At 61.1% G+C, this 23,637-nt stretch carries 17 protein-coding genes; 13 read left to right on the top strand and 4 right to left on the bottom strand.

Annotated features, from left to right (window positions below; genetic code table 11):
• Nucleotides 1–81: 81 nt before the first annotated feature.
• Nucleotides 82–6,717 carry a S8 family serine peptidase gene (locus ACFPB1_RS20370; RefSeq protein WP_379227936.1) on the bottom strand — a complete coding sequence of 2,212 codons (6,636 nt, stop codon included), beginning with the start codon at nucleotides 6,715–6,717 and terminating at the stop codon, nucleotides 82–84.
• Between the two features lie 495 nt (nucleotides 6,718–7,212).
• Between ACFPB1_RS20370 and ACFPB1_RS20365 the strand changes: the two genes are divergently transcribed.
• The 4 genes from ACFPB1_RS20365 to ACFPB1_RS20350 all read left to right on the top strand — a co-directional run bounded on the left by ACFPB1_RS20365 (nucleotide 7,213) and on the right by ACFPB1_RS20350 (nucleotide 9,840).
• The gene (locus ACFPB1_RS20365; protein ID WP_379227935.1) at nucleotides 7,213–7,629 is read left to right on the top strand and encodes a hypothetical protein; all 417 of its coding nucleotides are present in this window, start codon (nucleotides 7,213–7,215) and stop codon (nucleotides 7,627–7,629) included.
• Nucleotides 7,626–8,057, top strand: coding sequence for an NUDIX hydrolase (locus ACFPB1_RS20360; protein WP_379227934.1), 432 nt, complete (start codon nucleotides 7,626–7,628; stop codon nucleotides 8,055–8,057). Before ACFPB1_RS20365 ends, ACFPB1_RS20360 begins: the two co-directional genes overlap by 4 nt.
• A gap of 155 nt (nucleotides 8,058–8,212) precedes the next feature.
• The gene (locus tag ACFPB1_RS20355) at nucleotides 8,213–8,650 is read left to right on the top strand and encodes an NUDIX domain-containing protein (RefSeq protein WP_379227932.1); all 438 of its coding nucleotides are present in this window, start codon (nucleotides 8,213–8,215) and stop codon (nucleotides 8,648–8,650) included.
• A gap of 317 nt (nucleotides 8,651–8,967) precedes the next feature.
• Nucleotides 8,968–9,840: a GNAT family N-acetyltransferase gene (locus ACFPB1_RS20350; RefSeq protein WP_379227931.1), complete on the top strand. Its 873-nt coding sequence runs from the start codon at nucleotides 8,968–8,970 to the stop codon at nucleotides 9,838–9,840.
• 80 nt (nucleotides 9,841–9,920) lie between these two features.
• Here the strand turns inward: ACFPB1_RS20350 and ACFPB1_RS20345 are convergent, their stop codons facing one another.
• Nucleotides 9,921–10,406, bottom strand: a complete 486-nt coding sequence (locus ACFPB1_RS20345) for a GNAT family N-acetyltransferase (RefSeq protein ID WP_379227930.1) — start codon at nucleotides 10,404–10,406, stop codon at nucleotides 9,921–9,923.
• 195 nt (nucleotides 10,407–10,601) lie between these two features.
• Here ACFPB1_RS20345 and ACFPB1_RS20340 point away from each other — a divergent pair, with 195 nt between their 5' ends.
• On the top strand, nucleotides 10,602–11,285 hold the full coding sequence (locus ACFPB1_RS20340) for a hypothetical protein (protein WP_379227928.1): 684 nt from the start codon (nucleotides 10,602–10,604) through the stop codon (nucleotides 11,283–11,285).
• A gap of 67 nt (nucleotides 11,286–11,352) precedes the next feature.
• Here ACFPB1_RS20340 and ACFPB1_RS20335 read toward each other — a convergent pair whose 3' ends face one another.
• Nucleotides 11,353–12,285, bottom strand: coding sequence for a helix-turn-helix domain-containing protein (locus ACFPB1_RS20335; RefSeq protein WP_379227927.1), 933 nt, complete (start codon nucleotides 12,283–12,285; stop codon nucleotides 11,353–11,355).
• A 175-nt stretch (nucleotides 12,286–12,460) separates the two neighbouring features.
• Between ACFPB1_RS20335 and ACFPB1_RS20330 the strand changes: the two genes are divergently transcribed.
• The 8 genes from ACFPB1_RS20330 (at nucleotide 12,461) to ACFPB1_RS20295 (ending at nucleotide 22,300) form a co-directional block, all read left to right on the top strand.
• The gene (locus ACFPB1_RS20330; RefSeq protein ID WP_379227926.1) at nucleotides 12,461–13,198 is read left to right on the top strand and encodes a ThuA domain-containing protein; all 738 of its coding nucleotides are present in this window, start codon (nucleotides 12,461–12,463) and stop codon (nucleotides 13,196–13,198) included.
• Between the two features lie 276 nt (nucleotides 13,199–13,474).
• Nucleotides 13,475–14,806 carry an MDR family MFS transporter gene (locus tag ACFPB1_RS20325; protein ID WP_379227925.1) on the top strand — a complete coding sequence of 444 codons (1,332 nt, stop codon included), beginning with the start codon at nucleotides 13,475–13,477 and terminating at the stop codon, nucleotides 14,804–14,806.
• A gap of 473 nt (nucleotides 14,807–15,279) precedes the next feature.
• Nucleotides 15,280–16,167, top strand: a complete 888-nt coding sequence (locus ACFPB1_RS20320; protein ID WP_379227924.1) for a putative RNA methyltransferase — start codon at nucleotides 15,280–15,282, stop codon at nucleotides 16,165–16,167.
• Nucleotides 16,168–16,307: 140 nt separating this feature from the next.
• A complete protein-coding gene (locus tag ACFPB1_RS20315) occupies nucleotides 16,308–16,937 on the top strand; it encodes a M15 family metallopeptidase (protein ID WP_379227923.1) in 630 nt (209 codons plus the stop codon).
• A 169-nt stretch (nucleotides 16,938–17,106) separates the two neighbouring features.
• Nucleotides 17,107–18,225 carry a sugar ABC transporter substrate-binding protein gene (locus tag ACFPB1_RS20310; protein ID WP_379227922.1) on the top strand — a complete coding sequence of 373 codons (1,119 nt, stop codon included), beginning with the start codon at nucleotides 17,107–17,109 and terminating at the stop codon, nucleotides 18,223–18,225.
• 288 nt (nucleotides 18,226–18,513) lie between these two features.
• Entirely contained in the window at nucleotides 18,514–20,046 is a 1,533-nt protein-coding gene (locus ACFPB1_RS20305; protein ID WP_379227920.1) for a sugar ABC transporter ATP-binding protein, read from the top strand.
• The gene (locus tag ACFPB1_RS20300; protein WP_379227919.1) at nucleotides 20,043–21,029 is read left to right on the top strand and encodes an ABC transporter permease; all 987 of its coding nucleotides are present in this window, start codon (nucleotides 20,043–20,045) and stop codon (nucleotides 21,027–21,029) included. Before ACFPB1_RS20305 ends, ACFPB1_RS20300 begins: the two co-directional genes overlap by 4 nt.
• 401 nt (nucleotides 21,030–21,430) lie before the next feature.
• Nucleotides 21,431–22,300, top strand: coding sequence for a sugar phosphate isomerase/epimerase family protein (locus tag ACFPB1_RS20295; RefSeq protein WP_379227918.1), 870 nt, complete (start codon nucleotides 21,431–21,433; stop codon nucleotides 22,298–22,300).
• Nucleotides 22,301–22,403: 103 nt separating this feature from the next.
• Here the strand turns inward: ACFPB1_RS20295 and ACFPB1_RS20290 are convergent, their stop codons facing one another.
• Nucleotides 22,404–23,435, bottom strand: coding sequence for a LacI family DNA-binding transcriptional regulator (locus ACFPB1_RS20290; protein ID WP_379227917.1), 1,032 nt, complete (start codon nucleotides 23,433–23,435; stop codon nucleotides 22,404–22,406).
• Nucleotides 23,436–23,637 lie beyond the last annotated feature (202 nt).

Raw genomic sequence — 23,637 nt, 5'->3', positions numbered from 1 at the left:
TCTAATCCGCACGGCAACCCGCCGGCGCACGAAAAACAGACTGCAGCCTAAGCTGCAGTCTGTTTCTTCCTTACACGGCAATCAGTCGATCAAACCCGATTGCTTCAACAGATTGTAGATCGCGAGCGCTGCTTCCTCGCGCGTCGTTGGTGCCTTCGGCGCGAAGAAGGTGCTGCTGCCCGTTACCGTGCCGCTCATTAAGCCGGCTGCGGTGACGGTTTGCACGCTCTTCGTTGCGTAGCCGGAGACGTTGCCGGCATCCGCGAAGTTCAGGCTCGCGGAGCCCGAGGCTTTCAGGCCGACCAGAGCGGCGGCCCGATCCAGCATGACGGCCAGATCCTGATGCGTGATCGTGCCGTTCGGGTTGAAGCTGCCGTCGCCGAGGCCCGTGATCAGGCCGGCTTGATAAGCGGCGCCGACTTCGTCCGCGTACCACTTGTCAGCCGTCACGTCCTTGAACGGCAGTCCTGCTGCGACCGGCAGGCCGAGTGCGCGGGTCAGCAGAGCCGCGAATTCGGCGCGGGTAACGGCCGCGCTCGGCGAGAACGTCGAGGACGACGTACCGTCGATCAGGAACTTGCTTGCCAGTGCCGCGATTTGTTCCTTCGCGGTCGTACCAGCGATATCCGTGAAGGTAATCGTGCGCGTCACGGCGGCATACGTTGCGAAGCCCGGACGAGTAACCGTAACCGTCACGGTACCGTCGTTATGGCTCGCGAAGACTGCCGGTGCCGGGCTTACGGCAGGGGAACCGGCATAGAGCACGCCGGCTGCCTTGACGTCGGTGCCTTTCGGCAGCGTGAAGGCTTGCTTGACGAGATCCTTGCTCGAGAGCGCCAGCGGCTTGACGGACGTGCCTTGGACGACATTCACGCCGAAGGCTGCCGGTTTGCCGAGGACGGTCACGCCCGATGCCGCGCTTGCGAACGCACCGGATCCATCCGCTGTTGCCAGCGTCACTTGCAGGCCGGCACCCTTAGGCGCTTTGGCCAGAAGGCCGACCGGAATTGCCACGGCGCTCGTGCCGTTCGTCACGGCAAGCACGTTCGCCGGGCTCGATCCCGCGAGCAGCTCGACTTGTGCTGGCGTGAGGCTCAGCAATGCCTGAGCGCTGTTCGAATCGATAGTCACGACGATTGCGGCAGGCGAAGTCTTGAGCGCTTGCTGCAGGTCGTCATCGGCGATGACGGCCGATGCGGCCGTGCCTTCCGTTTTCACGGTCGATTTGACCGGTGCTTGCTTCAAGCCGCTGCCGAGGACGGCGTTCAGCACAGCACTTGCGTCCATGCTCGGAGGCGTGACCACGATGATGCCCGGGCCGCTGCCGCCGCCGATTGGACCGCTAGGAACAGGGGTCAAGGTGACTTTGGTCTTCACTTCGGCCTTAATGGCCGGTTTGGCGGCTGCCGCGATCGTCACGGTCAGCTCCACGTCCGTCGTTGCGTCCGGACGCTTCAGCAGGACGCCGGTATTGCTGATCAGCGTGTCGCTGCTGCTTCCCGTAACGGCATACGTGATGCCTTCCGTGTCAGGGAATGCCAGCACGGGCTTATCCAGCTCCGTCGTGTTGACGACGTCGGCTTCATAATTCGCCTTCGCCTCGTTCACGAGCTCATACGCAGGGTCGACGTTGACGAACAGCGTGCCGGCAGCGACCGCTTCCGTCTCGTTGCCCGCGTCATCCCATGCGCGGACGACGATGACGCCGCCGTCCAGGATCAGGCTGTCCGGGGTCTTATAGGTGCCTTCGTACAGCCCCGGCGTTGTCGTGCTTTCCGTCATTTCGATCTCGTTCGCTTTCGCGGAAGCGAGTGCGACCGGCAGCTCGATGCGGAATGCGGCATGGAGGCCCGGATCGCTCTTGAACGAAACGGACAGGCTGTCGCCTTGGAACAGCTTAGCGTCTTCCGCCGGCGTTACGTCGGCGATCGCCGGGCTGTCCAGATCCAGGGTAACGGTACGCGTTACCGTCGTTTCGTTGCCCGCGAGATCCTTCGCGACGACGGTTACGGTGTTAGCGCCCGGGTTCAGCAGGAGACGCTGCGAGAAGGCGCCGTCTTCTTCGATGGCTACCGCTTCGCCATTCACGGTAATGCCGCCGATATAGTCGTCGGTTACCGTACCCGTGACCGTCAGCGCACCCTGATTCGTCTTGAAGTCCACGGTCGGCGTCACGACGTTCAGGTTAGGAAGCTTCGTATCCAAGGTGATGTCGGTCGGCGCGGAGCGATCGGTCGTCTTGCCGTTGAACTCGGCTTCCGTCGACAGACTGTTCAGGCCGTCCTTCAGCTCGACCGGGATCGTGAACGTTCCATTCTCGATCGTTGCCGTGCCAACTTGCTCCTCGCCGTTATACAGCGTCACGGTCGCGCCATCGACCTGCAGCGTGCCCGTCACGTCAATCGTCGCGTCGTTGGTGTAGGCACCCGCAGCCGGAGACGTAATGACCGGGGCCGTCACTTCGGTGCTGACGGTCGCGTGGATCATGTAGTTGCCCTCTGCTTTCGGTGACGGGGACCAGCCGCCGCCGACCATCTGCCAGCTGCGCAGCGCGTTCGTGCCGTCGACGTCAGTCCCGAGGGCCGGGACGTTCGGATAAGCGCCGACTTGGATATAAGCGAGGTAGAAGTCGCCTTGCACCTCGACCGGCGTCGGGAATGTGACGTTCGTCCAATCCGTGCCGTTGCGCACTGCTTCGGCCGTGAACGGACCTGCCACCAAGCGTCCAGGAGCACCGTCGGTGCCGCTGGCGTCATACACGGCATACTTGAATGCCGTCGCGCCCGGAGTCGGGAAGGTCGTGTCCCAGAAGCGGAACGAAGCGCCCGTCACTTTCGTAAGACCGGCACCCGGCGACATGCGGACCGCCCAGCCGTTGCCGTCGTCGTAGAACGCACGGGCATCTTCCGCCGTTCCGTCGTCGTAGCCGAGGCCGCTCTGTACGCCCAAGTACGGCTTCAGCGCGACGTTCGCTTCGACGTTCCCGTTCGGCGGCGCCGTCACGGTCACGTTCTTGGCGTAATAGTCGGCGGAGGAGATGGCCAGCGTATACGTGCCTTCCAGCACGGTCAGCGTGAACGCGCCGTTCGCGTCGGTGCGCACCGGAGCGATGTTGGCATCCTCCATGACCATGACGTTCGCGTCCGCGACCGGCTGGTTCGTGCGTTCGTCGGTAATGACGCCGGTGATTTGCCCCGTCGGGATGGCCTCCAGATCGAAGTTCACCGTTGCGCTCGCGTTATCCGCGATCGTGACCGGCTTCGTCTGCGGATAGAAGCCGTACGTCTCGACCTGCAGGTGATAGTCGCCTGCGACATGCTTGAAGGTGTACTCGCCCGTGGCCGGGTTCGTCTTGACGGAACGGTTCGTCTCGAGCACCGTTACCGTCGCGTCGGCCGGCAGGCCGGACGGCTGCGGTCCTTCGGTCGGATTAGCCGCGGCGAATTGTTCTTTCGTCGTTGCCTTCGGTTCGTACATCGGCTTCGTCAGTGTCGATTTCGGCGCAGGGGCGCCGTCCGAGACATGGTTGGCCTGCGTGATCGCCGTAGGCGCGCTCATGCCGACCACCTTGAAGTTATCGATGTACCAGCCTTCCATGTTCACGGAGCTATCGGTTTGCAGGTGTAACCGGAAGCGGACCTGCTGGTGCACGTAAGGCGCCAGGTCGTAGCCGAACAGCTCCCATTGATTGTCGTAGGAGTTGCCGTTGAAGCGGGCGAGCTCGGTCCAAGTCGCGCCGCCGTCGGTCGTGATCTCGAAGAGGCCGTAATCGTAGCCACTCTCCAGTTTGTACCAGTTGCTGAAGAAGACGGTAGCGTTGTCCGACTGGCTCAAATCGATCACAGGGGAGACCAGGATATTGTCGCTGGCGTCGGAATAGGTATCGTCCAGATCGGTGCCCCAGACGTTCGGCGGGGATACCGCGTCGGACGGCCCGATGTTCACCGGCTTGCCGCGCTCCCATTCGTCGCCGGGACCGGTGTGAACCCAACCGTTGTCGTCCGCGCCGTCAAACGTATCCATGAAGATCGCGCTCATCGCCGTAAGGTCAACGGAGATCTCCTCGGACGACTCGCTTTCGTTGCCGCTGTAGTCGACCGCGACGACCTTGTAGCGGTTGATCGCGCCAGGTTCCGCGCTAGTGTCGATGATATGGTTGGCTTTGGACGTGAGGGCCGCTTCGAACGGACCGTCGCCGACGGCACGGTAGACCGTGTAGCCAGAGAGGTCTTCATCCGCCACGGGTTCCCACGCGAGCGCTACGTTGCCGCCCGGATCTGCGCTGGCCATAAAGCCTGCCGGTGCGCCCGGAGGAACTTGGTCCGGAAGCTGGACGGACAGATCGTCGATGTACCAGCCGCCAATGTTGCCGTAGTCGTTGGCGTACAGGTTAAAGAGCAGCTGGACCCGCTGGCCGGCGTACGGACGGAGGTCGATATACTCCGTTTTCCAGCCATCGCCTTTGCCGGTGAAATGCAGCCGTTGGAGGAATTCGCCGTTGCTGTCCTCGGTCGCCAGATAGACGACGGCATGATCGTCTCCGATGTCGTACCAGTTCTTGAACGACAGCACGGCGCCTTCCGGGCTCTCCGTCAGGTCGATCGGCGGGGCAAGGAAGTAGGCGTTGGTGCCAATCATGTAACCGTCGCCCAAGTTGGTGGCCGCAACCTTGCTGCCGGAATACGCTTTATCGTAGTAAGGCTCGCCGATTGCCCACGTGTTGTGGTAACCGCCGCTCTCGAAGCCGTTGACGGTCCCTTCGAAGTCCTGAACGTCGCCCGGCTTGAGGCCGCTGGACACTTCCGCGGCGTACACCGGCGTCTCGGTCTGATTATTGGCATAATCAGTGGCCCGTATGTAATACTCCAGGCCAGCGAGATCGAGCAGATAAGCCGGGATGACCGCGCGATATTCACCGGACTTGTAGTTGCCGGACGTTCTCGTCATCGGGAGGTAGACGTAGTCGTCGGTCCCCTTGACGCGCGCGAACAGTTCGACCTGCGTCACGCTGACGTTATCCGAGACGGTAGCCGTGAGCGTGACGTCCTTGCCCATGTACACAGTCGTAGCCGGCGTATGGTCGATGACCGGCGCCGCGTCGTCGTTGCCGCCGACGCGGACCTTGCCGGACACCGAGCCGATACCGGTCGTGATGGCGCCGATGGCGTCGAGCGCGTTCACGATGCCGTAGCCGTATCCCTGGTTCGGCGTTTCCGGGTATTCGGCGTCCGTGCGAGGCGTCGCCGTATCCTGCAGCACCTGTTCGATGTCATCGACGGTGAGGGAGTGGTTCGCCTGCAGCATCAGCGCCGCGATGCCGGTGGTCACCGGTCCGGCCATGGACGTGCCGTTCCAGCCGCCTTCGTAGCCTCCGCCCGGTACGGTGGAGCGGATGTTGACGCCGGGCGCGGACACTTCCGGCTTCAGCTCGCCGTACGGCGAAGGGCCGCGCAGCGAGAACGAAGCGACCATGCCGTTGATGTCCGTCGCGCCCGTGGCAAACGATTCCGGGTAGTTGGCGGGATTCGCCACCGAGCCGGGGCCGCCGGGGTTATCAGGCGTAACGTTGCCCGCCGAGAATTCCGGGAAGATGCCCGCCGCGCGCCAAGCCTGCACGATCGGACGGAAGAACTCGTCGATGCCGGCTCCGCCGCCCCACGAGTTGTTCACGACATCCGGGGCAAGCTCGGGGTGCAGGTTGCCTTCGGAGTCGACCGGCGCGAGAAGCCACTGGCCGGCGTCGAGGATGATGGCGTCCGTCGTCGACGGATTGAAGATCCGCACGGCGATCCATTTCGCTCCGGGCGCGACGCCGACCTTATTCGTGCCGTTCTCCTCGGAGCCGACCATGGTGCCCATCGTATGCGTGCCGTGGCCCACGTTGTCCTCCGGGAGCGCGGCGCCGCTGTGGGCGTCGTACCAGCTCAGCTCGGGGTCAACGATCTGGCCGTTATTGTAAGCACGCCATTTGCGCTCGAGTGCGGGATGGGTGTAGTCGACACCCGTATCGAGGTTGGCGACCACGATGCCGGTGCCGTCGATGCCTTGTTCCCACACCTGCGGGGCGTTGACATAGTCGATGTTCCATTCCACGTTCTCGGTGAGCGGCGCAACCTCTTTCGCAGCCTCGGCCGTACCTGGAGACGCGGTCTCGGGAGCGGCGACGTCCTCGGTTTTTTGCACCTTGTCGAGGTAGCGTTCGGTGTTCGGGAGAATCTTGTCAACCTCGGGACGGCGGGCGATCTGTTCCATTTCCGCCTTCGTGGAGGTGATTGCCATCGCGTTGACGATGAAGAAGCTCTTATAATCGATGATGCCTTGATGGGAAGCTTTGGCCTTCTTGAGGTAGGATTCGAGCGAGCTCTGGGTGCGGTAAGCCGTTTCGCGCAGGGAGCCGATGACCGCATTGCGCATGGAAAGTTTGGCCGCAGCCGGGGTGACCTTGTTTTTGAGCGCCTGTTGCTGGGCTTGCGAGGAGACCGCGGCGGGATCCGCCTGCTCCTTCATCTTGATTAGATAGGTTACGTATTCGTCGTCGTCGAATTGGTCGGTCACCTGGGGAGAGATCTTGGCTGCTATGCTGGTTGGGGAGACGGCGGAGACAGAGAGTTTACGGTCGCCCGAATCCGCTGCGGCCGCAGCCGGTACGGAGAGCGTCCATGCCATGAGGATCGCCATCCCGAGCGCCGGTGCTTGCCGGAATGATTTCCATTTCACAGTGCTTGTTCAACTCCTCAATAGTATAGGGTATCGAGTGGTTCATCCGCGAGTCGTAGGTGCGAGAGCGGCATTGGTTTTCCGACCACCTCCTTAATGGGAATGACATAGTTAACACCATTTGTTAAAAATATTAACTATGTTAGAATCTTAAGAAAATTTAATTGTTTAAATTATAGGTTGGTAGTTTTGAAAAGAATAGAGACTTCCTGGGTAGGCTAACGGTCTCCCATGGATGTCGATATTCATCGAATTAGGAATTTAGGACTGCCGCGTGACGAAGTCTACCGTCGATATGGGAGCTTTTCTGTCGTTAAATCAGGGCGGGGTTTATTTGAAAGCGTTATCAGTAATTACCTAAAATTTCTATAAAGTGGAAAGCAAGGGCGCGCCCGGATCGTGAACGCGTTCAAACAGCGGCATTGTGACGCTGCGGCGAATCCGGTACAATGTAGGGACCGAATCGAAAACTATTGGCAAAGCGGGGTGAACCCGATGAAACAAATCCGTCAGCTGCAGCTGTGCTTCGACGCGGACGGCCGCGAAATCGAGGTGCTCGACGTGTCCGTCATCGACCCGGACACGGTGACGATCGAAGAGAATCCGATCTTCAGCGAGCGCGTGTCCTTCGGTGACCGGATCCGGGTCCGGCGGGTAGGCGACGTGTATTATTACATCGAGACGCTCCGGAAGTCGGAGCTTGTCCGGCGCTCTTGGCTGCTGAGTCGGCGGGTCAGCCGCTCGGCGGAGCTGAGCGCCGCGAAAGCGCGCATCGCGGAAGCGGGCGGCAATTGGGAGCAGGTCTTCGGCGGCCTGCTCGTGATCAACGTGCCGCAGGCTATCGAGCGCGGCATCGCCGCGGATATCGAAACGATCATCGCGGACATCGACTGGCTTGGAGGGGAAGCGTGAGACAACCGATCTTTTACGGCGCGGTCCATCTGCTGTTCTATCGCGGGGACCGCGTCTTGCTGCTGAAGCGCATCAATACCGGCTTCGAGGATGGCAAATGGAGCGTCGTCGCGGGGCGCATCGACGGCGACGAGGAAGTGAAGGCCGCGGCGATCCGCGAAGCGAAGGAAGAGGCGGGCGTGACGATCCGGCCCGAGGATCTGGAGGTCGTCGGCGTCATGCACCGCAAGAACGTCAGCTCGGAATGGATCGATTTCTACCTGAAGGTCGAAGCCTGGAGCGGCGAAATCACGAACATGGAGCCGCACAAATGCGAGGAGCTGGCCTGGTTCTCCCTGCGCGAGCTGCCGGGGGAGATGATCGGCTATATTCGCACCGCGGTCGGGAAGGATCACGGAACGATGTGGTTCGAGAGCATGGGCTGGTAACCGCCGGCTCATCGCGCGGACGACGGGAATGCAAGCCAGCAACGATATACATAGCAAAGAACAATCTAGTTCCGTCTACGAAGCTGCCGCCATGGAAACCATCGGCGGCTTTTTTGCGTTATAGGGATATCTTGGATAATAGGGGAGTGAAGCGCATGGGAAACAAAAACATGGGCGCAGCCGCGATCATCGCGGATGCGGCCGGCCGCGTCTTGCTGGTCCAGCACAGCTACGGCAAGCTGAATTGGGATCTGCCGGGCGGCAAGTCGGAGATCGGCGAGTCGGCGCGGGAGACGGCCAGCCGGGAAACGATGGAGGAAACGGGGCTCGACGCCGCGGTCGGCGCGCTGACCGGCATTTACTACGATCCCGAGTACGATATGCACCATTTCGCGTTCCTCGCGTCGAATCAGTCCGACCGGACGCCGGAGCCCGCCTCGCCGGAAATTCTCGCCTGCGGGTATTTCGCGCCGGACGAGCTGCCCCGGCCGATGAGCGACTTCACGTACCGGCGCATTCAGGACGCGCTGGCGCCGAGCCGGGAGGAGTTGTTCCACGTCATCGGCCCGCGGGTCTGGCTGGGGGAGTCTTAGCCCCAGTTGGGGCCACGGCCTCCTGCATCAGGTCGTAGCCGCGTACGTATTCCTCGATCAGCGTTTGCGTTTGCATGAGGGTTCCTCCTTGTCAACGTGCTGGTTTCCGATTATTGTAGGATAGGCAGTTGGGCGGCCGGACTGCCGTCATAGAACATGGCTGAAGACATGATCATAGCGTAGGAGGCGATGCCAATGGCAGCCCTATATCATCGGACAGAATACAGCGGAAGGATAGCGCCTGCTCGTCCATAAACCGGTGTGTTTCCTTCCAGAATGAGGGATGAACGCATATGTGCGTATACGAGTGGCTGAAAATGAACTATTTTTCGAAGCGGGAGCTGGATCGCGTCCGCGAGCTGGAACACGTATGCCGGACGACGGACGGCTCCAGCCTGCGGGTAGGCGTGGAAAGCTTGAAAGCCGAAGGCGGGGATGAAGCCCATCTATGCCTGCTCGGCGGCCAATTGATCGGGTTCCTGAGCTGGTACACGTCGGACGGAACGGAGGCGAACGTGAACGGCATGGTCCATCCCGGTTATCGCCGGAGGGGCGTATGGCGCTCTCTGCTGCGCCATGGGGGATCCGAGATGGAAGCGCAGGGAATCCGAACTTGCCGCGTCCGGGTTCCGGCCGACTCCGAGCCGGGCACGGCGTACATGCGGCATCTCGGCGCCGAGTTCCGCGAGGCGGAATACGTGATGGCGCTGGGGAGGCTGCAGACGGCCGAAGCAAGCCGGCAGGGCTTACGGCTGCGGTTGGCCGGGGAGCGGGATTGGCCGTTTATAATCGCGTGCTCGTCGCTTGCGTTCGGAGACTCGGAGAGCTGGACGCGGGAGTATTTCGCCCGCACGCGCGAGCCCGGCCGCGACGCGTATGTTGTTTTCGATCGCGGGGATGCGCCGATAGGGCTCATTCGGGTCAATCACGTGGAACGGGGCACCGGCGTCATTCACGACTTTTGCGTGCTGCCGTCCTGCCAGGGCCGCGGCTACGGGCGCGAGATCCTGGAGCTGACCGTGCGGCGGCTGTTGGAGCAAGGCTGCGACCGGATCCGTCTGAACGTCGTGACGGACAACGGCCGCGCGCTCGGGTTGTATCGGTCCGTCGGATTCGAGGTGCAGGCGGAGTTTCATTATTACGGGATTGGCCTGGATCGGCTGGCGGGCGATAGAGCGGAGCTGGAATAGAAGGCATGGAAAGAAAAAGGCTGGAACCGCGGGGTTCCAGCCTTTTCTCGCATAGAAAAAGCAAGTCGCAAGGACTCGCCTTATACTTTGAGTACCATGCGAACTGTCTTTAGAATATGCCCATCAAAGTTGTCGTCAAACTCTTTGACAATCTCGAATTTCTTTGCTTCGTAGAATCTTCTGCCAATTTCATTATCCTTTTCAACATTAATATAGACTTCTTTTACGCCTTGTGAATTCCTTATTCCTTCTTGTAACAGTGCTGAACCTATCCCTTTTCCTTGATGTTCTGGATAAAGGTAAATGGCAGATAATTCCGCTTGCCCATCTTCTCTTACAAATGAAAAATTGGCGAATCCAACTATTTTCTCGTCAAGTTCGGCAACGAAAACATTGGAACGTTCTAAGCGTCTAAGCATCATTTCATCATTGTAAGCAGATGTTAGGAAACTTTCTTGAACCTCTAGTGGAATTATGCCTTTGTAGGTAACATTCCAGCTTGTTTTAGCAACATATTGAACTTGTTGAATATCGCTTGGTCCCATCTTACGAATCTTTAACTCCATAACAGGAACCTCCAATATATGAGATTTTTATTGATTATAACGTGAAACACGCTTTTTGTCTTGACTGAGTATAGTTCCCATCTTCTTTCATGTGAACAAGCAACAATATTTACGAAAACAGCGAAATATTAACAAGATTAGTATGGATTGTCATGATATAATATGGCGGTATTGATAGGGATAGGGGGATTTTTCGTGAATAAAAAATGGTTGATAGGCACGGCAGCCGCCGTGTTTTTGCTTGGCAATGCGACAGGGGCTTGGGCTGGGTCGGCATGGAAGGAAGTGAAGGCGTATTTCAATCCCGCGATCAAGGTGGAGGTGAACGGTCAAGAAGCGGCCGGCATCAAAGCCTTGAAATATGACGGCAGCCTGTATGTGCCGGCGAAAAGCATCGCGGATTACTTCGGATTGACCTCCAAGCTTGTATTTGACGACAAGGCGAACAAATTGACCATTGGGGGCCCCATGTACGTCTCGTTATATAACGGGGAGTCGAAGCATGACTTTCAAATCGTGATTAACGGAAATTGGAGGCCTTCGATTCTCGCGAGCGACCGGAAGATGTACAGCAATTATTACATGGGCGTCGATTTTCGCTTAGAGTCGGCTGAAGGGGTCACCTTGGACGACTACGTGCCGATCGCTCTGAAAGGACCGTTTGCCTCCCTTCCATCCAAGCGGCAAACGAAGCAAACGATCGCCGGCGCGGACGCGCTGGTCGTCGATTACGAATCCAAGGACTCGGTAGGCAAGCTCGTGTTTCTTCAGAAGGACTCCGACTTCGTAACGCTTAATTTCTTTGTCGAGAAAAACAGCTATAAACCGGCTGATCTGAAGGAGTACGACAAAATTATCGCGAGCTTGACGATCGCTTAATGGCTGATATGCAGGCTGGCCGCCGTAACCCGGCGAATATGCAGGCTGGCCGCCGTAACCCGGCGGTTTAGCTTCGTTCTCGTTCGCCCTCCGTCCGCAGCCGGTCCCGGAACTGCTTCGGCGAGCAGTCGTTCAGCCGGTTGAACTGCTGGTAGAAATGCCCGAGGTTGGACATGCCGACGGCCGCCGCCGCGTCCGCGATGCTGATGTCGCTGGTCAGGAGCAGCTGCTCCGCGCGCTTGATGCGCTTGAAGGCGACGAATTCGGTGAACGTCATGCCGAGCGCCTTTTTGAACGATTTCATGAAATGGGTGCCGCTCATGCTGAGCAGGCCGCTGACCGTCTCCACGGACAGCTTCTCGTGCAGATGCTCCTCGACGTGGTGCAGCGCCGGGCGAAGCCGTTCGTACAGCAGGTGGTCGTGGTAGTGGAGCCGCTTGCGGCTGTCGCTCCGCAGCAACGTCAGGAGAATCGTCTTGATCATGGCCGACACCGCGAGCTCGCAGCCGATCTGCGGATCGTTCATCTCCTTGTAGATGCCGCGAATGAGGGAGGCGACCTGCGCGCGGGCGGCGCGGTTCTCCCGGAAGATATAATTCAGCGCGCTGAGCGGCCGGATGATCTCCGCGAAATGCATCATGTTGTTCATCGTGCTCTGATCCCAGTACTTGCGCAGGTTCAGCTGAAACACGAGGTAGCTGAGCGGCGCGCCGTTCGCCTGCAGCGTCGTATGCGGCTCGGCCGAGCCGAACAGGGCGACGTCGCCCCGGCGCAGCGGCAGCTGCTCCTCGCCGTAGTAGGCGGTCATTTCCCCGCGGAGGATCAGCAGGAATTCGATCTCGTCGTGGTAGTTCCACGCGGGGAACGGCACCCTCCGCTGGCCGTCCTTGTCCCGGCGGTAGGCCCGATCGCGCTCCGGGTCGGAGTCGATCCGCCAGATCTTGATGGCGAGGAACGGATTTTGGTAGGCGACGTGCTCGTGATGGATTTCGGCGGTCATGGCGGCTCCTTTCCGGACATGATGGCATAAGGCCAGTGTAGCACGAATCGGCCGCCTTGCGGACGGCAAGACAGAATACCGTAAAAACTTCGCCCGATCTGCAATCGATCCGAAGCGTCCCGTTCCTTATAATAAAGGCAAACTTGAATCCCCTTACAGGAGGAACGATACGACGATGACGAACCAAGCGATCAATGTCACGATTTGGAATGAATTCCGCCACGAGAAAACGAACGCGAAAGCAGCCGAAATCTATCCGCAAGGCATGCATGCCGCGATTGCCGAAGGTCTGAACGTGCAGGGCGAAGTGCGCTTCGCGACGCTGGACGAGCCGGAGCACGGCCTGACGGAGGAGGTGCTGAACGGCACCGACGTGCTGATCTGGTGGGGCCATCTGGCGCATCACGAAGTGAGCGACGAGATCGTCGAGCGCGTCTACCAGCGCGTCCTGCACGGCATGGGGCTGATCGTGCTGCACTCCGGCCATTTCTCCAAGATCTTCCGCAAGCTGATGGGCACGTCCTGCGACCTGAAATGGCGCGAAGCCGACGAGAAGGAGCGCATCTGGGTCGTCAATCCGGCGCATCCGATCGCCGCGGGCATCGGCGAATACATCGAGCTGCCGGCCGAGGAAATGTACGGCGAGCACTTCGATATCCCGCAGCCGGACGAGCTGGTCATGGTGAGCTGGTTCGAGGGCGGCGAAGTGTTCCGCAGCGGCTGCTGCTATACGCGCGGTTCCGGCAAGGTGTTCTATTTCCGCCCGGGCCACGAGACGTATCCGACGTACCACAACCCGCAAGTGCGGAAGGTCATCGACAACGCCGTCCGCTGGGCCGCGCCGGTCGGCCGCGACTATCCGAAGTACGGCCACGCCAAGACGCCGCTCGAGCCGATCAAGGGCGCGCAGTAATCGGCGGGAACGCCGTGCCGGATCTCTGGGCAAGCCGGAGGCCGGGGAATCACCCTCAAGCTTCAAGCGAATCCGCTTGAAGCTTGTTCGCATTCGGCGCGCGCATGCGGCGGGAGAGCAGCGTGCGCCTGTTCCTTGGGCGGCGCGGTCGAAGGCCGGAAGCCCGAGGTCCGAATCGGAAGCATGAAGCCGCTGGCGGACGCTAGTCAACTAGGTCGGACTCCTATACAATTACAGACATAGGTATGTCAAAAGGGATCGGAGGAAATCGCGCTTATGAACAACCGCATCATCGTCATGGTCAGCATCGTCTTGGCCATGCTCGTGGCATCGATGGATTCGACGATCATCAATACGACCATTCCCGTCATCGTGAAGGATCTCGGCGGGACGAAGCTGTACGCGTGGGTGTTCACCGCCTATATGATCGCCTCCACCGTGCTGTCCCCGCTCGCGGGCCGGCTGTCCGACCTGTTCGGGCGCAAACGGATTTTCGCCGCCGGCATCCTGCTGTTCCTCGGCGGCTCGCTCTTGTGCGGCTTCTCGCAGACGATGGTCCAGCTCGTCGTCTTCCGCGCCGTGCAGGGCATCGGCGCCGGCTTCATGCTGCCGTTCCCTGCCATTCTCGCCGGAGACCTGTTCCCGGTTGAGCAGCGCGGCAAGATCCAGGCATTCTTCACCGCGATGTGGGGGCTGTCGGCGGTGCTCGCGCCGCTGCTCGGGTCGGTGTTCACGGAATATTTGAGCTGGCACTGGATCTTCTACGTCAACCTGCCGATCTGCGTCGTGTCGTTCCTGACCCTGCTGCCGTACAAGGAAGTGTACGTGCCGAAGAAGGCGCAGATCGACGTGCTCGGCGCCCTGCTCTTCTCGGGCGGCGTCTCGCTGCTGCTCGCGACGACGATCGTCGAGCGCGGCCTCGCGTGGTACGCGGCCGGCGGCGCCGTGCTGATCGCGGCGTTCTTCGTCTACGAGCGCCGGCACGCGTCGCCGATCGTGCCGATGTCGCTGCTGCGCAACAAGCCCGTGTCCTGGATGCTGGCGGGCTCGCTGATCTCGTACATGGCACTGTTCGGCGCCTCGAGCTTCGTGCCGCTGTTCGTGCAGAACCAGGGCCATTCGCTCCTGACCAGCGGCATCGCGCTGCTGTTCGTCGCGTTCGGCTGGATGGCCGTGTCGGTGCCGGCGGGCAAATGGGTGCTGCGCTTCGGCTACAAACGGCTGCTGATCGCGGGCAACGCGCTGCTCGTCGTCTCGGCGGTGCTGATGCTCGAATTCAAGGCCGGTACGACGCTCGGCTACGTGTTCCTGGCGATGACCGTGTACGGATTGGCTTACGGCCTGCTGTCCACGGTCTCGATTATCGGCTCGCAGCAGCTGGTGGAGGCGCACCAGAAGGGCATCTCGACCTCGCTTCAGATGTTCGCGCGCAACATCGGCACGGCCGTCGGCGTGACGGTCATGGGGGCGTTCGTGACGAAGACGGACCACTTCTACGACGGGATTCACCGGCTGTTCCTGTTCGGGCTGATCTTCAGCCTGATCGCGTTCATCCCGCCGTTCGCGCAGCGCGGGCAGGCCGGCGAGGCGGTCAAGCGGCCGGCGTAGGAGGACCCGGCGGCGCCGCTGGATGGAGCCCCGAAGAAGTGGAGCTCCGGCGGATCTGGCCGATCGCGGCTTTGACAGGACGGCCGATCGGCGGTATAGTCAAATGTATATGTGACACATGGAAGGAGGATTGCCGGAGATGCACTACGTCAGACTGCGTATCCCGACTTTGAAGGCCTAACGATAGCCATTCAAAGGCTCTGTTTGTCTGAACAGAGGTAACGGGATCCGTCTGCCCATTTCCGGCGATCACCTTGACCGCTATATGGATAATCTGTCGTCCGGAGGCTTCGCGCCGCCTGGGCGGCAGGTTCGATATGAGGATCGTCCGCCTCCCTCGCGCGAGGGAGGCGGACAGGGCGTCGGCCAAGGCTTCTCCGTTGCGCGAGCAACGGGAAGCCTGCTTCCCTTTTCCGCTGAACCGCAGGCATATGGCCTGCGGTTTTTTTGCGTACGCGAAAGGAAGAGTGACGATGACCAAAAAAACGCAAAGCGTCCGCCGCGTTCAAGCGCGCGAGGCGGAGTTCAAGTGCCCGCTCTGCGGCGGGCCTATGACGGTGCGCGAAGCGAGCAGTCTGGTTTGCGAGAATCGGCATACGTTCGATTTCGCCAAACAAGGGTATCTTAATTTCGCGCCGCATGCCCAGGCGGGCGGCTACACGAAGCCGCTGTTCGAGGCGCGGCGCCGGATCATCGCGGAGAGCGGGCTCTATGCGCCCTTGCACGACAAACTGGCGGAGGCGGTCGCGGCCTACGGGCCCGGCGCCGGCGGTCCGGCGATGATCGCGGACGTCGGCTGCGGCGAAGGCTCGCATCTCGCGATGATTCTGCGGCGGCGCGGCGATCCGGACGCCGGCGCAATCGGCGTCGACCTGGCCAGAGATGCGGTCCAGATGGCCGCCGCCGCGTACGAAGGGCCGATCTGGCTCGTGGGCGACTTGGCGAACCTGCCGTTCCGGGACGGGACGTTCGGCGTGCTGCTCAACCTCCTGTCGCCGGCCAATTACCGCGAGTTCGGGAGGGTGCTGGCGCCCGGAGGACTATTATTGAAAGCCGTTCCCCGCGCCGGGTATCTGAGGGAATTGCGCGAGGCCCTCTTCGGCGGCCGGGAGCGGGAACGGTACGCCAACGACGCGACGGTCGCGCGGTTCGAACGGCAGATGCGGCTGCTGGACGTCGTTCGCGTGCGGCATGCGCGGACGCTGGGCCGGGAGGCGCTCCGGGACTTGGCGCGGATGACGCCGCTCGCTTGGTCCGCGGACCCGGCGCGGGCCGAGGCATTTGCGGCGAGGGAGACGGCCGAGGTGACCGTCGACGTTGACCTGCTGATCGGCCGAAACGGCCCGCCGGGCCGTCCCTAGAAGAAATTAGCATCGCATATTGTTGAAAAAACGACATATTTCGACGTTAATTCTCTGTTTCGACGCGTTCATTTTCGATAGAATAGGATAGACTAATAGAATAGCCATCTCGCACAGTCACGCAGGAAGCTTCGAAGGAAGTGAGCATTCGCATGCCGGGTTGGAACGTCCCGGTTCCGGCGAGGCCGGGGCTGAGGAGGGAGAAGAAGCGGTCATGGCTGCTGCCGCTGATGCTGGTTTCGCTGGCGGGCTTGATCGTGCTGAATTCGCCGCTTAAGGACCGGCTCCTGCCGCGGACGGACGCCGTGCCCGGAGAGCCGCTGCCGCCGGTCACGTCGCTGCATCCGGTCGTCGCCGCCAAGATGATGGATCTGATCAAGCGGACGTCGGAGGCGGGCATCGTCATTATGATTACCGACGGCTTCCGCAGCAAGCTGGAGCAGGACGTCCTGTACGAGCAGGGCCGGTCCGCGAAGGGGCGGATCGTCACGAACGCCAAGGGCGGCACGTCGTACCATAATTACGGCCTCGCGATCGATTTCGCGCTGCGCACCCCGCAAGGTGACGTCATCTGGGATATGAAGTACGACGGCAACAAGAATGGCAAGGCGGACTGGCAGGAGGTCGCCGCCGCCGCCAAGTCGCTCGGCTTCGCCTGGGGCGGCGATTGGAAGAGCTTCAAGGATTACCCTCATTTGCAGATGGATTTCGGCTATTCGATCGACGAGCTGAAGCGGGGCAAGTACCCGCCGGACGATGCGAAACCATAAGGGGACATCGGAGGAAGCCGCCCGCGGCAGGGCGGTTTTCGTGCGGATTGGGCAACATTGGAAATGCCAAAATATGACTTCCATATACCCGATTGACATACTAGGATATTAGCGGTTATAGTAGGTTCCATAGCTTTAGAGAGATGAAGAATAGGGAGGCAGTCATACTATGAAAGTCAACAAACGCGCGGGCTTTGCGCTCGCACTTCTGCTTGCGTTCGTACTCGTGCTGTCCGCTTGCGGCAGCAAGACAAACAACGCGAACGACGCGGCCAATGCCGGCGGCAACGCTCCGGCGAACGCGGCGTCCGGCGGCACCAGTGTCGATTCGCTGAAAGGCAAGAAAATCGCACTCATCATGCAATTCAACCAAGGCACGTTCTCGGCGCAATACGTCGACGGCGTGACGAAGCAGGTCGAGAAGTACGGCGGCAAGGTGACGGTGCTGGCTTCCGACAACGACCTCAGCAAAATGGTGACGAACCTCGATACAGCCATCAACCAGAAATACGACGGCATCCTGCTCGACCACGGCAACGCGGACGCGCTGACGAACGGCGTCAACAAAGCGGTCGCGGCCGGCATCCCGGTCGTCGCGTTCGACTCCGGCCTGTCGGTGGAAGGCGTGACGAGCCTGGCGCAAAACGACCAGATGCTCGCGGACAAGTCGCTCGAAGCGCTGGCGAAGGACGCCGGCGGCAAGGGCAACATCGTCAAAGTATGGGTCGCGGGCTTCCCGCCGATGGAAAGCCGTCAGATCACGTACGCGAGCTTCCTGAAGAAGTACCCGGACATTAAGGAAATCGCCCAATTCGGCGACGCGAACCAACCGCAGCTCGACGCGCAAACGCGCATGGAAGCGATTCTGAAGCAGTACCCGGAGAAAGGCAGCATCACGGCGGTATGGGCGGCTTGGGACGAATTCGCGAAAGGCGTCACGAACGCGATCAAGCAAGCGGGCCGCACGGAGATCAAAGTGTATGGCATCGACATGAGCGACGAGGACTTGGCGATGATCCAAGATCCGGCCAGCCCGTGGGTAGCGGCAGCCGGCGCCGACCCGTCCTCGATCGGCCAAGTGCAAGTGCGTTACCTGTACCAGAAGCTGCACGGCGACAACACGGACGCAACGGTTCAAATCGAGCCGGTATTCGTCAGCCGCGACGCGCTGCCGAAGGACAAGAAAGTCACGACCGCCGATCTCGGCGAATACGTGCAAGGCTGGGGCAAAAGCGACCAAGGCAACACGGACTACCTCAAAGAGCTGGAGCAAGCCGTCGGCAAGTAAGCACGAAATTGCAAGCAGGCACGGCGCGGGAAATCCGCGCCGTTTCCTGCGTTTAAAGGTATAGAAGTGTTAGCGGTTTATAATGCATCATGGTGAAAAAAGTGACCGGAGGCCGGTGTAGAGTCGGAACAGCGCAAGCGGTCGCCTTTGTAGCCGTATTTCAACCTATTAATGTTTGATTTAATCAAAGAAATCCGGCTACAACAGCGAGTGGAGACCTACACCGACCGCAGGTCACGGGTTTTCACCAAGTTGATTATTTGAGCGAAGCGCGAAAGGAGAATGAGGATGGTTACTGGACAGCCAGTACGGACGGCGCGGGTGCTGCGCATGAGCGGGATCGGCAAGTCGTTCACGGGCGTGGCGGCGCTGAAGCACGTCGATTTCGAGCTGCGCGGCGGCGAGGTGCACGCGCTCCTCGGCGCGAACGGCGCGGGCAAGAGCACGCTGATGAAAATTTTATCCGGCGCCTACGAGGGTGACGAAGGCACGATCGAGATCGACGGCGAGACGCTCGCCGTGCGGTCGCCGGCGGACGCGAAGAAGAGCGGCATCCACTGCGTCTACCAGGAGGTGGACACGTCGCTCGTGCAGCACCTGAGCGTGGCGGAGAACATTATGCTGGACCGGTTGGCCGCGTCCGGGGGGAGCAAATGGATCTCGTGGGGCAAGCTTAACGACGAGGCGGCGCAGGTGCTCGCGAAGCTCGGCCTGCGCATCGACGTGCATCGCAGCGTGTCCGAGCTGACGCTGGCCGAGAAGCAGCTCGTGCTGATCGCGCGGCTGTTCGCCCAGGAAGCCAAGTTCGTCATTCTCGACGAGCCGACGGCGCCGCTCAGCATGGAGGAGGCGGAGCGGCTGTTCGGCCTCATGGACGGGCTGAAGGCGGCGGGCATCGGCATCGTCTTCATTTCCCACCGGCTGCCGGAGGTGTTCCGGGTCAGTGACCGAATCACGGTCATGCGCGACGGCGCCGTCGTCATGAACGAGTCCGCGGGCGCGACGAACGCCGGCGAAGTCATCCGCGCGATGCTCGGCAAGAGCTTCGAGGAGGAGTATCCGAAGCTGGAGGCGGCGATCGGCGGGCCGCTGCTGGAGGCTCGCGGGCTCGCGGCCGGCCGGCGCGTGCGCGGCGTCGACCTGACCGTGCGCAGCGGCGAGATCGTCGCCGTCGTCGGGCTCGTCGGGGCCGGCAAGACGGAGCTGTCCCGCCTGCTCTTCGGCGCGGACGTCGCGGAGCAGGGCACCATCGCCGTGGGCGGCAAGAGCGTTGCGCCCCGCTCGCCGGCGGACGGCGTGGCGGCGGGCATCGTGCTCGTGCCGGAGGAACGGCGCAAGGAGGGCATCCTCGTCCGGGAATCCGTGCTGCACAACCTCAGCCTCCCGATTCTGCGCTCGCTCAGCCGGCTCGGTTTCATCTCCGGCGCGAAGGAGAAGCGCCATGCCGACGACGCCATCGCGCGGCTCGGCATCAAGACGCCGAGCCCCGACGTCGCGACGGCGTTCCTGAGCGGCGGCAACCAGCAGAAGGTCGCGATCGGCAAGTGGACGAGCACGGACGCGAGCGTGTTCGTGTTCGACGAGCCGACCAAGGGCGTCGACGTCGGCGCGAAGCGCGACATTTTCCGGATCATCGGGGAGCTGGCGCAGCAAGGCAAAGGCATCTTGTATTTGACCTGCGAATTCGCCGAGGCGCTGGGCCTCGCGGACCGGATTCTCGTCCTGTGCGACGGCGAGATCGTGCGCGAGTTCGGTCGCGGCGAAGCGACGCAGGAAGATTTGCTTTATTATGCGAGTGCGGGTAAGGAGGATTTGGCGTGAACAATCGGCTGCTGCAGTTTTCGTTCAAGTACGGGGCGATCATTTTCATCGGCGTCGTCCTGCTGTTCTTTTCGCTGTATAACGAATATTTCTTCACGTATAACAACCTGGCGGATATTTTGCGGTCCATCTCCATCGTGACGTTCGTCGCGATCGGCGTGACGATCTCGCTCACAGTCGACGGGTTCGACCTGTCGGTCGGTTCGACGGTGTCGCTCGCGACCGTGCTGTCGGCGACGCTGATGGTCTGGTTCCAGCTGCCGCTGGTGCTCGTCATCGTCATTCCGCTCATCTTCGGCGCAATCGTCGGACTCATCAACGCGTTCCTGATCGTCAAGATCCGCATCCCGGATCTGCTCGCCACGCTGGCCGTCATGTACATCGTCAGCGGCGTGCACAAGACGTACACCAAGGGCTATTCCATCTACAGCAACATGCAGATGCAGGACGGCACGAAGGCGCCCGGCGTCATGACGAAGGAGTTTCTGTGGATCGGCCAAGGCAAGCTGCTCGGCGTGCCGTTCCCCGTCGTGCTGATGATCATCGCGGTCGTCGCGGCGCATCTGTTCTTCAAGTACACGCGGCTCGGCCGGCAGATGATCATGATGGGCGGCAACGAAGAAGCGGCCCGCCTGTCCGGCCTCCGCGTCAAGCGCGTCCGCACGTACGCGTACGTCGCGTCCGGCGTGCTCGCGGCCATCGGCGGCATCCTGTTCGCGGCCCGCGTCGGCAACGGCCAGGTCGACGCCGGCTCGCCGATGCTCATGGAGGCCGTCGCGGCGGTGTTCGTCGGCTACTCCGTCTTCGGCGCGGGGCGTCCGAACATCATCGGCACGTTCTTCGGCGCGATCCTGATCGGCGTGCTGGTCAACGGCATGACGATGCTGAACGTGGAATACTACACGACGGACATCATCAAGGGCGCGGTGCTCGTGCTGGCGCTCGCGGTGACGTTCATCCACCTGACCCGCAAGAAGAATTGACATTTCGCTGCGAGAACAGCCCGGACTTAGATGGTCCGGGCTGTTTTTTCGTGATAGGCCTCGGGGAGGAGAGCAGCCGCGAACGGCCGACAAGGACGTCGAAAGCCGGAGCGTCGGCAAGCGCGCCGCAGGCGGAACGTACGGCGGCCCCGCCCACGCCCCCGGCTGTGATTGTTCCAATACCGCGACAACGCTTACATAACGGCTTGGGACGCTCCTGCCTGGTCTGTCCCAAGCGGCATCACGCTTTCGGACGCTTTGTCGTTTTTTCGCAACCTGCAAGATTCCGCCAAAGCCCAATTTCGCCGCGAAAATATTTTATAATCGAGGTGTCATCGAGGAACGCACGCATCGAATCGCACGCTACGACACTTCATTATTTTCGAGGAGGAAGTTACGGCATGAATGTCAAACTGGGGATGCGAATTCCGCCGAAAATCGGCGCGGAAGGAATCGAAAATACGGCAAAATGGGCGGCCGGCGCCGGTCTGGAGGTGCTCGACATTCCGCGGCTGACGCCGGAGTGGAAGTCGGCGCTGGAAGCGAACGGACTCGGCATCGGCTCCGTCGACGCCAAGCATACGGCCAAGCTGCTGAGCCGCAACGAAGCGACCCGCGCGGACGCGGTGGAAGCGGCGAAGAAGGAAATGTCGGATATCGCCGCGCTGGGCGGACGGGTGCTGTTCATGTGCCTCGTGCCGGAAGACCACACGCTGCCGCGCAAGGAAGGCTTCGAGATCTGGAAGGAGACGTTCCCGGAGATCGTGCGCCACGCGGAGCAGCAGGGCATCTACATCGCTATCGAGGGCTGGCCGGGACCGGCGCCGCATTACGCGACGCTCGGCTGCACGCCGGAGATGTGGCGGGCGATGTTCGAAGCGATCCCGTCGAAGCATTTCGGCCTGAACTACGATCCGTCGCACCTCGTGCGCCTCGGCATCGACTATATCCGGGCGCTGCAGGAATTCGGCGAGCGCATCAACCACGTGCACGGCAAGGACACGGAAATCCTGCATGACGAGCTGTACGAGTGCGGCGTGCTGCAGTCGACGTTCGGCACGAAGTACGGCTTCTCCGAAGGCTCCTGGCGCTACACGATTCCGGGCCACGGCGACGTCGAATGGCGCAAGGTCGCCGTTCGTCTGGATCGGCTCGGCTACTCCGGCGCGGTCAGCATCGAGCTGGAAGACCAGCGCTTCTGGGGCTCGATCGAGAAGGAGCGCGAAGGCATCGTGAAAGCGGCGGCGCATCTCGCGACGTATTTCAAATAAACGGCGGCACGGCAAACAAAGGAGCGGCCCGCGGTCATCTTCGGATGATCGCGGGCCGCTCCTTTATTTGCCGTGCCTGGATCGCGCTTTGCCGCCTAGCCTGTCAGTCGTTCACCGGTGCCGGTCCGGTAGACCCCCGCACGAGCAGCGACGTCGGCAGCAGCGTCTCCGTCATCGGCTGCTCCGGGTCATCCAGCCGGCCGAACAGCCGCTCGACGGCGCATTCCGCGTAGAGCGGGAGATTGACGTCCATCGTCGTCGTCGGAGGCGTCGCGAGCCGGGACAGATAGCCGTTATCGAAGCTGACGATGGAGACGTCCTCCGGCACCCGGCGGCCGTGCTGCTGCAATGCCGAGGTGACCATGAAGCCGAAGCCGTCGTTGACGCAGAACCAGGCCGTCGGCAGCTCGGGCAGCGCCTTGATCCGGGCACGCACGTGCTCGCTGTCCTCGACGGCATCCGTGATCAGCCAGGGCTCCCGCAGCTCGAGCCCGAATTCGAACGCCGCGAGCCGCATGCCCTCGAGCCGCTCGTAATAGCTCGGCGAGAGCCGGATGTTGCCCATGAAGCCGATGTCGCGGTGGCCGAGCTCGGCCAGATGGCGGATCGCTTCGTACGCGCTGTAGCGGTTGTTGGTCAGGATCGTATCCGCATGCAGCGAGGGATGGTGATGGTCGATCAGCACCGCGGGAATGCCCGTGTTCAGGATGGCCTGAATGTAGGGCGTCGTGATGTGCGAGAGGATCAGCACGCCGTCCACGGACCGGTCCTGCAGGAAGGAAGGCAGCGTAAGCGCAGCCGCCTGCTCCGGGCTGATGGATTGAATGACGAGACGGAAGCCTCTGCGGTTCAGTTCTTTATCGATGCTCAAGTAGATATCGCCGAAAAAGCTCTTCATGGAAAAGGCATAATCCGAGGCGATGAGCGCAACGGTACGCTTCGATGCCGACCGCGGCGGGGCTTCTTCGACGGTCTGCCGCTTGGCGTACGTATAGCCCATTTCGGCCGCCGTCCGCACGACCAGACGACGCGTTTCCTCGCTGACGCCGGGTTTGCCGGTCAATGCTTGGGAAACGGAATTTTTGGACAGATTAAGCTTGTCGGCCACGTCCTGCATCGTCACTTTCGTTCTCAATCGAATAACCTCCGTTGCCGGTCCGCATCCGAAGGCTCGGACGAAACCGTTTCATTCTTCATTGTTCCCAATTTCGCAAGGAATTGTCAAGGGGGAACGATGTCCGGCGCGAAAGGGGGTCGTCGTTCAAGGTTAAATTGTAACGTTACATATTACATTATTAACATTACCATAAAATCTATGAAACGGTTACATTAAAATT

Origin of the sequence: Paenibacillus sp. GCM10023250, assembly GCF_042653205.1 — a bacterium.
In the GTDB taxonomy this organism is placed as follows: domain Bacteria; phylum Bacillota; class Bacilli; order Paenibacillales; family Paenibacillaceae; genus Paenibacillus_Z.
This window is presented reverse-complemented; position numbering and strand designations above follow the sequence as displayed.